9 protein-coding genes are annotated in these 11,721 nt (G+C 70.4%); all 9 read right to left on the reverse strand.

Annotation, left to right across the window (positions count from 1 at the left end):
- A partial coding sequence (locus VXC91_RS37330; protein WP_329511797.1) for an SAF domain-containing protein occupies positions 1-545 on the reverse strand: 545 nt, incomplete at its 3' end.
- Between the two features lie 22 nt (positions 546-567).
- On the reverse strand, positions 568-1,440 hold the full coding sequence (locus VXC91_RS37335; RefSeq protein ID WP_329511798.1) for an ATP/GTP-binding protein: 873 nt from the start codon (positions 1,438-1,440) through the stop codon (positions 568-570).
- The gene (locus tag VXC91_RS37340) at positions 1,413-2,015 is read right to left on the reverse strand and encodes a hypothetical protein (RefSeq protein WP_329511799.1); all 603 of its coding nucleotides are present in this window, start codon (positions 2,013-2,015) and stop codon (positions 1,413-1,415) included. The genes VXC91_RS37335 and VXC91_RS37340 overlap by 28 nt, the downstream gene beginning before the upstream one ends.
- A gap of 409 nt (positions 2,016-2,424) precedes the next feature.
- Positions 2,425-5,058, reverse strand: a complete 2,634-nt coding sequence (locus tag VXC91_RS37345; protein WP_329511800.1) for an ATP/GTP-binding protein — start codon at positions 5,056-5,058, stop codon at positions 2,425-2,427.
- Positions 5,034-5,678, reverse strand: a complete 645-nt coding sequence (locus VXC91_RS37350; protein WP_329511801.1) for a hypothetical protein — start codon at positions 5,676-5,678, stop codon at positions 5,034-5,036. Before VXC91_RS37350 ends, VXC91_RS37345 begins: the two co-directional genes overlap by 25 nt.
- Complete coding sequence (locus VXC91_RS37355; RefSeq protein ID WP_329511802.1) at positions 5,675-6,781, reverse strand: C40 family peptidase; 1,107 nt, start codon at positions 6,779-6,781, stop codon at positions 5,675-5,677. The genes VXC91_RS37350 and VXC91_RS37355 overlap by 4 nt, the downstream gene beginning before the upstream one ends.
- Before the next feature lie 41 nt (positions 6,782-6,822).
- The gene (locus VXC91_RS37360; RefSeq protein WP_329511803.1) at positions 6,823-9,558 is read right to left on the reverse strand and encodes a hypothetical protein; all 2,736 of its coding nucleotides are present in this window, start codon (positions 9,556-9,558) and stop codon (positions 6,823-6,825) included.
- 1 nt (position 9,559) lies between these two features.
- The gene (locus VXC91_RS37365; protein WP_329511804.1) at positions 9,560-9,907 is read right to left on the reverse strand and encodes a hypothetical protein; all 348 of its coding nucleotides are present in this window, start codon (positions 9,905-9,907) and stop codon (positions 9,560-9,562) included.
- Positions 9,907-11,721: ATP-binding protein (locus tag VXC91_RS37370; RefSeq protein WP_329511805.1), on the reverse strand; the 1,815-nt coding region annotated here is incomplete at its 5' end. The genes VXC91_RS37365 and VXC91_RS37370, both read right to left, overlap by 1 nt.

The following is an 11,721-nucleotide window of genomic DNA, read 5'->3' on the forward strand; positions in this document are numbered from 1 at the left end:
TGCGGCGCGACGTCGGACGTCTTGCCCGTGTCAGTGGTGCCCTGGGCCGGGACATGCACCAGCTCCACCTTCTGGCCCGGCACCAGAGCGGTGGCCGGAATCTGCTTGGGCTCCAAGCCGATCGGCACCAACTGCTCACCGGCCTTCACCAGCGAGTCCTTCGTCACCTGCGAGGGGGCCAGCAGGGAGCCGGGCTTGAGCTCCACCGCGGCCCGCTTGCCCACCACCGACTTCAGGTCGCCGGCGCGCACCGCCTTGACGGCCGGGTCCAGGGCGACGGACGCCTTACCCAGGTCGTCCTCGGTGAGGACCTGGCCGACCTGGACATCGCGGACCACGGTCACCACGTCCGTTCGGTTCCCGACCTGGAGCAGCAGGACCGCAACTCCCGTGCCACCGGCGGCGATCAGCGCCAGCGACAGGGCGATGACACCTGGTCGTCGCCTACGAGCCGACACCCGGGGCGGCGCCACCGGTGCGGCCACACCTCCCTGATAGGGGGCGCCGTTGGGGGCTGCGTATGCACGTTCTTGGGTCTTGCTCACCGTTCTGTCCTTCCGGCGGCGTTTACCTGACGACCTGTACTTCGCCGACCGCGACCTGCACGTTGGTCTGCCGGACCTCTGTGAGCTGGCCGGCTTGTCCGCCGCCCTGCCAGTTGATGGTCCACGTCGAGGTGGCTGTCACTGGGAACTTGCCGTTCTGGGCCCCGGCCGAGGTGTTGGAGTACACGTGTCCGCAGGTCGGGGACTGGGCCATGCCCTCGGACGACGTGTAGGACGTGCCGGGGCCGTTGCAGGTCACGGAGGCGCCGTCACCCATCGACCACACGATCTTCGACACCTTCGCGGTCGCGGTGACGGTGACCCCGCCCGCCGATGCAGTCGCGGTATTCGGTCCGTACGTCGTGGCGCTCTGATTGACCCACATCCACATCGGGACACCCACGGTGTACCTCCCGGCCGCGCGCGGGCTGGCGATCGCCGGGCCGAGCAGCGTCATGGAGTCGACCGCGCGCTGCGCCAGCTCCTGTGGGTCGACCTGCGGAGCGGGAGGCTGGCCCGTCGGGACGACGACAAAGCCGTCCGGGTTGTTCTGACCACCGTCGGAGCAGGACCTGAAGTACAGGTCGTTCTTCTTCGGGTCTTTGCCCTTCCAGACCGGGTGGTCGGCTGGAGGCTTCTGATCGACCTTGGTGTAGGTGCACTTCACCTTGCTGGGATTGTCCTCGCTGCCGCCTTGTGAGCCACCTGCCTGACCACCACTGCTGGGGGTGTCGTCACCGACGCCGACGCTGACGCAGAACTCGACGACGTGACACTTGCCAGCATCGACCTTGGGGTCGTCGTCGGCGTACGCGGTGCTTGCCGTGGCCAGGACCAGGGCGCCGGATAGTAAGGTGAGGCGCCGGGTCAGCAGGCTTGATCTTGAGCGGTCCACTCGGTGACCATCCACTTCGTCCCCCACTTTTCAAGCGTTGCGGTGCTGACGTATTTGATGAGTCGTTCCGTTGGCAGCGGGACCGGCTTCTTCGTGGCCTTGTCGATCAGCGTCCAGTTCGTGGTGTCCACGCAGTCCGCGACCGTAGCCTTGGGGATCTTGGCGTCGGTCACCTTGACGACCTTCGGGTGGATCACTGGCTTCCCGGTTGTCACCTGCCCGGCCTTCTTCATGGCCGACAGGTTGCGCTCGATGTCCGCCAGGGCCTTGAAAGTCGTGTACTTCCGCACGTCGGTGCCCGCAGAAGAGGCCTGTTGGTAGGCCTCGGTCTTCGCATCCCATGAGCTGGCATACGCCGCGAGAACAGCGGCGTCTTCGGCAGGGACGGTGGAATGGGAGGACGGCGACACGGCTGGCGGCGTAGTGCTGGGCTTGGACGACGACGCGCCCGAGCCGCTGTCGCTACATCCGGCCAGTGCCAGCAGACTTCCGGCAAGGAGCAATGCGGTTGCGCGCTTCCGGGTGCGAACAGCGGCGATCTTGAGCCCTGATGAGCGTCGTTGTGTGCCTGTCACGTTGTCTCCCCGTACGGCCTGGTCCGGTCGACCGCCGCCCGGCCTCCGACATGCGGGGACCTGGAACCGCGGCCTGGTCCAGCTGCGGTAATGCGTTTGCGTGATCGCAAGATTACGCAGATGCCAGGCAACTTCCCAGCCCGATAACTTAGTTCGCTCGCACAACTCGGGACGTACCCGGTCACTTTCGGAACCGGATATCGATTTATAGTTCTGTGCCTTCGCTCGTCGCTCCCGCACATCGCAAGGACAGGAACGCCGGGCCGAACCGACCTCGTTAATCCGCTGTGCGCGAGAACGAGATCTCGACTCGTCGGTTCTTCTCGCGTGGCCAGGAGCTGATGTTTGAAGGGCTCGATTGGGCTGGGCGTGAAGCCCGTCGTCGTACGGCCCTTGGGCTGGGCGCTGGTCAGGTCCATTCGTTTTCCTCCTTCGACAGGTGGACAGCGGCGGCGCCTGCAGGGGCGTGCGTGGCGAGAAAGGCAGCGACCTGGCCGAGCTGCTTCGCGGCGCGGTCGCTGAGCTGGTCCAGCGGGAGCGCCTGGGCGTTCGCCTGGGCGGCCCGCTCCAGCGCGGGGATTTGTTGCGGGCGCGCCTGGGCGGCGAAGACGTCGTCGAGATGGGGCCCGCGCAGCTGCACCGGACCCACCCGGCGGCCGTGCACGTTCATAGAGACGTAGTGCTGGAAGCGCTCCATGGTGGCGACCCGGTCGGGGCTGGGGTCATCGCCCCACTCGGCCGTGATCGCGGCGACGGCGGATCTCGACCCGGCGGTGGTGGCCAGCGTGGACGCGTTCTGCACCAGCGACAGCCGCACCGCGGCCGGGAGGCGGGCCAGCAGCTGGGTCATGCCGTGGATGTGGCACCGGTACTTGCGGAGATCCTCGAACATCGCGGCGATGGTCTCCGGGGCCGCCCCGGTCAGGGTGATTAGCTCGTCGAAGTAGGGGCGGAACGGCACCCGCTTGTCCTCCTGTGTGTCCCGCCGGGAGCGCGCGGCCCGCAGCAGATCCCGGGCGAGCAGCGCGGTCAGGAGGCGGTCAGTGGGCCCGTTGCCGCCCGGGCACACCCACACGATCATCCGGGAGTCCATCGCCGCGCGGATGTTGTAGACGCCGACCGGCTGGCCGAGGAACGCGCGGGTGACCGGGTTGGCGGCCAGCCGGGCGATCGGGTTGAGGACCACGGCGAACGCGTCGGGCGGCAGGGTCGGGAACACCGCCTGCCACCAGGAGCGGGTCTCCTCATCCAGCCGGCCCGCCACCATCGCAAGGGCTGCCTTGCGGAAGCCGGGATCGGTGAGCAGGGCCCGCACGTGGAAGATCGTGGCCTGGTCCTCGGGCTGGCCGGCCTGGCAGGCCGCCTCGTTGAGGGTGACCAGGACGGTGAGCGCGGCGGTGAGGATGGTGAGCGCGCGCGGTGCGGTCGCGTCGTCCCAGGCCAGTGCGGAGGCGTAGGCGTCGGCGATCGCCTCGACGACCTCATACACCGGCTGCCCGTGCTGCATTCCGAGCGGATTCCACGAACTCACGCGCGGGTTGGGGCCGAGACCGTTGAGGTCGATCAGTGCGATCCGCGGCATCAGGGTGTCGTGCGCCAGGAACGGGATGGCCCGCGGCCAGGAGTCGCGGTGCGGGTCGACGAAGATCAGCCCGCCGCCCGCGTGCGCCCAGCCGATCGCCTGTGCCAGGGCGCGTTCGGTCTTGCCGCCGCCGGCCTTGCCGACCCCGACCTCGAACAAGGTCTCCTCGGCGTAGGTGGCGACGAGCCGCTCCCGGCCGTCCGGGCCCCGGTAGATGCCCTGCAGCAGCAACTCGGGCTCGCCGAAGGCGAAGGTCGGCAGGTCACCGGCGAGCACCGGCAGGCGGCAGTTCGTGGTGGGGGGCTTGAGCAGGCCGGTCAGCTCGTTCAGCCGGACCCAGTTCGCTCGGGGTGGCTGGCAGTGCCCCAGATTCCAGCGACGCTCGAAGCCGCGCCGGGTGGGCCAGTGGTCGGCGCCGAACCGCCATGGGCCCAGCCGCCAGCCACGCATCGCCCACCTCGAGCGCCCGCCGAACACGTCGAACGCGGCCTGGAGCTGGGCGAGCCTCGCCTGGGCGCGGCCCTCGGTGTTCGAGGCGCACATCACCAGCAGTTGGACCCGGACGAGGTGGTCGTCCTCGGCGAGCTTGCCCAGCGCCTCGGCCGGCTCCACCCGGCGCGGGACCGGCGGCATCACCAGCCGCCGGCTGCTGCCCGCGCCGCGGTTGTCACTGAGGAGCTGCTGCAGCTGAAAGCCCAGAGAGTCCTCGATGCCGCTCGCGTCCTGCCTCAGCCAGCGCGCGGCCCGCTGGGACTCCCGGCGCTCACTCCTGCGTGCGGCGCTCATCAGCTGCAGGCGGCGCGCCCGCAGTGCCCACTTCGGGGCGCGCTGGATGTCGAGCCGGATCTCGGCGAGGTCCCCGAGCTCGGCGCGCAGGTCGGCCACGGCGTCGACCAGCGGCTGGAGCGGGTCGGGGTTGAGCGGCACCACGCGCAGCGGGGAGGTGAGCTTGCCGCGCAGGATGAACTCGGCGCGCACGGTGTGCGTGCGAGGCTCGTCGACGATCGGCCGCGCCCGGTTGACGGTGATGTCCGGTCCGAACGGGGTGATGGACAGCAGCCGTTCACCGCCCGCCGGGCCCTCGATCCGGTAGCGCAACGGCGCACTGCCGTCCGCGCGCAGCCGGACCTGCACGGTCTTCGCCCTGCGGGGCGCCCACCAGGGCATGGCCGTGGACGCGCGGGCGAGCTGGACACCGCGCCGGAAAATCTCCTCCAGGCTCGGGTCGAAGTGCCGGTTGGAGACGAGCTCCAAGGCCATCCGCTCGGCGGAAGCCTTGGCCGCGAGCCGGCGTACCACCATCTCGCCCACGCCCCAGCATGCGGTGATGGCCAGGGCGAACAGGTACCAGTGGTCGTAGAGCCAGTCGGCGGCGTCGACCAGGCTGGTGACTAGGCCGAGTACCTGACTAGCAGCCGTGTCATCGGCCCGGTCCGTCAGGTACGGGGCTGCGGAGTCCACGTCGCTGCTCCCTTCTTCGAAGTTGTTCGGATGAAGCGCCAGTCGGTGATGCGAAGGTCGGTGAAGGTGCCACCGCGGTCCATGCCGGCCCACACCAGATGGACCACCGCCTTGTGCGGGCTGCCGTCACGGCGGGCGATCGCGGCCTGGATGCGGAATCGAGCGGTGGCGAACGCCGGGGCCACCTCCTGGCCGGAGTCGGGAAAGACTGTGGGCCACTTCGCGCGGCCGATGCCGGTGGCGTCCGCGCGCAGCAGCGCGCGGCCGGCGGTGAGCAACTCCCGTTCGTCGGCGGCGGGAAGGTCGGCGGGCCAGGCAGCCTCCAGGGACCGCTGGATGGCCCGGTCGCCGGCCACGCCCTCGCCATGCGGCGGCAGAGCGGAGTCAACGAGTGACGGTGTCGATCCCGCGGGTGTCGTGGAGGGAGCCGTGGCCACGGCCACCTTCCGCCCAGGCGCGGAGGGCGCAGATGACGGATCCGTGGTCGCCCGCGCGGTCGGCGACGTCGCCGGAGCCGGTGGCTGCTGACCGTGCGGCATGCCCAGCAGGGCGATGCCGGCGACGGCGAGCAGGGCGGTGCTCAGCAGCAGCAGACGCGGTGAGCGTGGGGTGGTGGTCACAGCAGCCGCGCTCCCCCCGCAAAGCCGGACATGGCGTTGACCGAGTCCAGCCGGACAACAGTGCCGGGGCGGGCAGCGTTGATCATTTGACCGCTGCCGAGGTAGATCCCAACGTGGTAGATCGTGGAATCGCGTCCGTGGGCGTAGGCGTAAAAGACGAGGTCGCCCGGCTTGATGGCACCGGTGCCGAGGCTCGCGGGGATGCGCTGGCCGACACCGGACTGCGCGGCCGCGACGCGCGGCAGGCTGATGCCGACCTTGGCGTACGCGTATCCGGTCAGGCCCGAGCAGTCGAAGCCGTTGATGTTGGCGCCGCTCTTGCCGCTGGGGGAGCAGCAGATGCCGTACGATTTGCCGCTCGCGTTGCCGCCGCCCCATGAATACGGCACCCCTCGCTGGAAGAGCGCCGCCTCGATGACGGTGCGGACCTTCCCCGAGACGTTCTTCAGGTCCGGGTCCTTGGCGGCCGCCGTGTACTGGTCGATCCAGCCCAGCACGCCTGCGGCGTACTCGTTCGAGTGGTTGTACTGCCAGATCGCAGCTTTCAGCTGGGCGCGCTTGGTCAGGTCACGGCCGCCTCCGCACAGGTAGATCGCGGCGCCGAGCGCGGCGTCGTCGGCGTTGTGCGGGTCGGCGATCTTGTCGCCGTCTGCGTCCTTGCCGATCGACTCCCAGGTGGAGGTCAGGAACTGGAAGGGGCCGACGGCTCGCTCACCTTGAGAGGTGCCGTCCCACTTGCCGTTGTCGGTGTCGGGGAAGGCGGTGGTGTTGCCGCCCTGGCCGGAGCCGTTGAGGAGAACCCCGTAGATCTTCGGTCGGATGTCGCCGCCTGCGGCGATGTTGCGGCCCACGGCGTGGTTGGACTCGACCTTCGCGATCCCGGCGAGGATCGGCCAGCGCATGCCGCGGCACGTGGGCATGTACTTTCCGACCTGTTGGACGGCCTTCTTGTAGGCGGTCAGCATCCGGGGCGGGATGTCTGCGGCACTGCCGCCCTCGGCGATCCCGCCGTCGTCCTGCTGGCCCGTCTTCAGCGCGACGTACGCGCTGATGGCGTTGCCTACCGGTGCAGCGCAGCACACGGCGGCGAACAGCAACAGCATCACCACACACCCCCACCGCGCCATCCGGCGCCGGGACGGCCTCACCCGTCCTCACCGTCCTCCGGCTGCCGGGCCCGCTCCTGGCGCCGACGCTCGGCGTCGGACGCGGTGCGCCGCATCAGCTCCTGGAAGCGGGCGCGAGCCTCGTCGCGAGTGCTGCTGCGCGCCCGGCCTCCTCCGGGGAAGACCGGCCCGGCCCGGTCCGGTGCCAGGTGTGCCGGACCCTGGGGCGCACCGCCTCCGAGCCGGGTCGGGGACGTCGGCGACGGGGTCGGCTGGGTACTGGCCCCGGTAGCAGGCGGCGGCGCAGCGGGCCGCGGTGAGGCCGGTCGTGCACGGCCCGGGGAACCGGAGCCGGCCGGACGCGGCACCGGTGCCGGACGGGTCGACAGGCGGCGGCTGACGAAGGGACCCGTCCCCCCTCTGTCGTCCGTGTGATCCCTCACGACCCGGGACACGTGACGGCCCGTGTCAGCCCAAGCCCGGCCGTCCTCGCGAACCGTGTTGCCCCACACCCGCACCTGCTGGCGGGCGTCTTCGGAGTAGCGCGAGCCGCCCGTCCGGGCCCGGCGGACGCCTGCCGGCAGGCCGACCGTGGCCCCGTACGCGGCCCGGCCCCCGCGGTGCAGGATGCGGTAGCCGCGGAAGCGGACCAGCCGGTTGTGCGCCCGCGTCGACAGCAGGGTGCGGTCGGCGTTCTGGTCGTGCAGCACCTGGCCGGAGTTCCGGTCGACGACCTGGCCCTGCTCGTTGCGGTAGCGGTCGGGCGGACCCGAGGGCCTCCGCGGCCCCGTGCCGCCTGAACCGCCGTCGCCGCCGTCCGACGAGCCGCCCGCGCCCGGGTCGCCCTCGGCGGTGGGCTTGCGCCACTTGGCCAACTGCTCCTTGTCCGGCCGACGCCCGATGAGCAGCCAGTGCGAGCCCTTGGCGCCGAGCCGTGCGCCCAGCCCGCCCACGGCGGCCGCCGCGGTGAGCGGGGCCAGACCGCGTCCGGCTTCGGCCGTGGCGTCGGCGAGGAGTCCGCCCGTGTCCACCGGCATGCCCGCGCCGTCGAACAACGAGGCGAGCGCGACCATCAGCCTTTGGCGGGTGCCGAGCATCCCGAACCGGCCGCCCCCACCGCCGACGAAGGCGCGCAGCCCGCCGCCGTATCCGCCCATCGCGGCAGGGGAGTTCATGGCGAGGGCAGCGCCGAGCTCGGAGGTGTCGCCAGGCATGTGGGTGCCGCCCACCTTTGCATAGCGCATCCGCATGGCCATGCGCCGGCCGAAGGAGGTGATGCCGGTCAGCAGCCTGCGGTGTCCGGCCGCTCCGGCGATGGCCAGGACGTCGATGAGGAGGATCCGCTCGACCATCAGGTCGGGGCCGTTGGTGATGGTCGCGTCGATCGCGATCCCGAAGAAGGGAATGAACGCGCAGATCCCGACCACGGCCAGGACCGCGATCCCCCACAGGGACAGCCACTTCCACACCGACTGGCGCGCGGGCCCGGGCAGCATGCCCGCGACGAAGGTGACGCCGCCGACGGCCGCCGCGGCCGCGCACACACCCTGGGTGCCGAGCAGAACGATCGCGCTGGACAGCAGCATGCCGCAGATGAACAGCGCGGCGATCAGCAGCAGGAAAGCACCGCCGACCCGCCACCAGGTGGGCTTCTCGGCGTAGGTCGCGCACGACTTGCCGACCGGGCCGGCCTTCTTCATGTCCGAGAGGAACGCGGCGAACGCCTGGTCCTCGTCGGTGACGATCGCATTGGAGGCGTCGAGGAGCTCGCCACCAGGTGTGAGCGTCGGGAGGTCGTCGGTGCTGGGCGGCTTGTCGTCGACGCCGCGTTCGCAGTACTTCTTGCCCGGCCCGTGGATCAGGCTGCAGGCATCCTTCGCCTTGTCCGACGGGGTCGAGCTGGGCATGTACCCGCCGGTGATCCACTTCAGATGGACGGCGTAGGCCTTGCGGTCGGCAGTCTTGGCGGGGTCGAGGATGCGCCCGTACTGAAGGAGCATGTACGGCTTGACGATCAAGGCGTTGGTGATCGAATCCTGGATGGGCCGGGCCACCTCTGTTGAAGAGACCGGTCCTTCGCCTTCACGCTCCTCGCACTTGATCTCGGCGTTGCCAGCCATGCCCGCGCACGGGTCATAGCTGGCGATCTTGCCGCCCCAGTCGTAGGAGTTGACGCTCTCCTGGGCGACCTCGGCAGCCACCTGCTGGGACTGCCCCAGCGGCCCGTCCTGCGAGAGCAGAGTGTCGGGACGGATGAGAGCCGAGGCAGCAATCGCCCCGATGAGCAGAGTGAGGAAGATTTCGCCCAGACCGCGGCCGACCCGGCCACGCACGATCATGAACCCCGCGAACACGAACGCCCAGGCCAGCAACAGGCCCTTGATCCCGAGCGTGTCGACGACCATATGGTTGTAGGCGTCGGCGACCTTCTGCGCCGGACGGGTGAGGAGCTTCAGCAGCGGGAACCGGAAGGCCACCTCGATCGCCCACCCGGCCAGCCCGACCAGCAGCCGGATCAGCGTGAACAACCCGGAAAGGGCGAAGGACAGGGCCTGGCTCTTGAAGGCGACGATGGAGCCGCCCTCGGCGCTCAGCTCGTACCCGTCGATCGGCACACCCTCGGACGAGTAGATGTTCAGCGGAGCGAGCAGGTCTCCGGTCTCGCTGTTGCTGCTGGCCGCGTAGACGACCTGCGTGTTCACCAGGAGGAACACACCGGTGAGCAGCACGACGAAGCCGGCCGAACGCAGGGTCGCGCGGTCTGGACGGAACACGTCAGCGCCGCCTTTGCCCAGCGCTGCGCAGCCGCCACACCACGAGAGCACCCACACCCGCACCGGCGGTCCCCAGCCTCCACGCTCCACCGGCCACGTCCTGCGGGCCGTCGGACGCCGAACTCGCGGCGCCGCGCCCGCAGCACGCCTTGGCCGGGCCCACGATCAGGGCGCAGGGATCCCGATGCGCGGTGTCGGCGGCGAAGGCCCGCCCGGTGTGCGGCCACCACGCCTCCGGCACGCCCACCCCGAGGGCGAGAACGACCGCGGCAGCCACGACGGCGATCACGGTGAGGACGCTCGCCGCGGCGGCAACACGCCGCGAGCGGTCCCAGGAAGAAGTAGTCATCAGACGGTTTCCTTCAAACGGGTCTCTACGGCGTCACCGGCGGGCGGCTCCGGCACGGAGGTTGAGACGGCCGTGCGGCGGCCTGGCGTGGTGGTGATGGAGGTGGTGATGCGCGGGATGCGAGGGATGGAGACCTTGATGCGGCCGGTGTTCTGCCGCGGGCAGGTCAGCAGGAACTCGCCCTCCCGGCCCTTCTGGCCGACGGGCGACAGGCCCGTGGTCACCAGCCGCAGCAACTCGCCGTCGTTCGGGTCGAGCCCGACGAACTCCAGGCCGCGACGCGCGCGTTCACGGTCGGCGGTGCGGGCGAGTGCCCGGTAGGCCATCAGGCCGCGGTCGGGGCCGAGTTCCTCGGCGTCGTGCGAGCCCGCCAGGAGCCCGGCGCCGTGCTTGCGGCCGTCGTGGAGGATCTCGTGGACCAAGGCCGTGCCTTCGGCGGACGAGGTGAGCCAGTACAGCTCGTCCAGCACCACCGCGGTGAACCGCTCGGGGTCCTCGAAAGCCGTCTGCCGGGCGATCGCGGCGATCAGGTAGAGCACCGCCCTGCCGATCAGCGCCTCCAGCGGCTGCTGGTGAAGGATCTCGGGGTTGGCAAACGCGGCCTTCGGAGGCAGCTTGAGACCGGTGGTGGTGATCACGATCATGTCGGAGGCACTGGAGGCATCCAGCCGTACCGGCGGCAGCGTCGGGTCGAAGACCATCCGGGCCAGGGAGTTGGTGGCGACGACCCGGATGAGGCCGGCGAGGGTCGCGGCCGCGTCCTGCCGTTTGCCCGCCTCGCGCGTGGCCATCTCCTCGAGGACCTCAAGGACACGGTGCATGGACGGGGCGTCGCTGAGGGCGGCCTGTTCGACGGCGTGGTGGAGGACCTCGCCGCCTGTGCTCATCGGACCGATGCCGAGCTGCAGGGTGAGGTAGGACAGGGCGTAGTGGCGGCCCTCGGGCCCGTCGAACATGCGCAGCGGGTCGATGGACACCTCGGCCTGCGCGGCGTCGATGATCTGGACACGTCCCTTGGCTGCGGTGCGCGCGAAGGTCGCCCACTCGCGTACGGGGGTGCGGTCGATACAGATCGCGCAGCCACCGCGCGCCCACACCGCCTCCGCGATCAGCTTCTGCAGGACGCTCTTGCCCGCGCCGAGGTCCCCGACGATGCCCATGGAGGCGGATGCGTCGACCTTGGGCGCATCCGCCACGTTGATCATGACGGGGCGGGTGGTACCGCAGTCCAGGTCGATGCCGAGGAACATCCCGTTGGGGTCGCCGACCTCCGCAGCGGTGAAGGCCCCGCCCAGCGCCCAGTCTTCGGAGACCTGGTGCTGGGTGAACTCCCGCACGACACCCGGCCGTACGGTGCCGGGCAGGCCGAGGGTGAAGAGGGCTTCTTGCAGGCCAGCCGGGCGGACGGCGCGGTAGTCGGCGCCACCGAGCAGTGAGGCCAGGGCACGGGCCCGGGCGTCGCAGATGGCGGCGGTCGGCCCCCACACCGTCAGCACGGTGACGGACTGCACCTCGACCTCCACGCTGGTGCGGGAGAGACGGGCATCCAGCTCGCCCAGGTCGCGGGCGGCCTCGGTCAGGGACGCGGGCATGCCGGTTGGGCGGGCGTCGTACTGGTCGGCCTGGTCGATGAGTTCGTTCTTCTTGCGCCGCACCTGGTCGCGCGCCTTCTCCGCAGGCACGAGCGTCAGGTCGACGGTGTAGTCGACGGGAAAGTCGAGGGTTTCCAGCTGGGCGAACAGGTCGGCGGCATCCTGGCTGACCGCGGGCGGGCACTCGGCCAGCGCCAACTGCGCCTGGTAGCCCACCCCGGT

The organism is Streptomyces chiangmaiensis (assembly GCF_036281785.1).
Classification (GTDB): Bacteria; Actinomycetota; Actinomycetes; order Streptomycetales; family Streptomycetaceae; genus Streptomyces; species Streptomyces chiangmaiensis.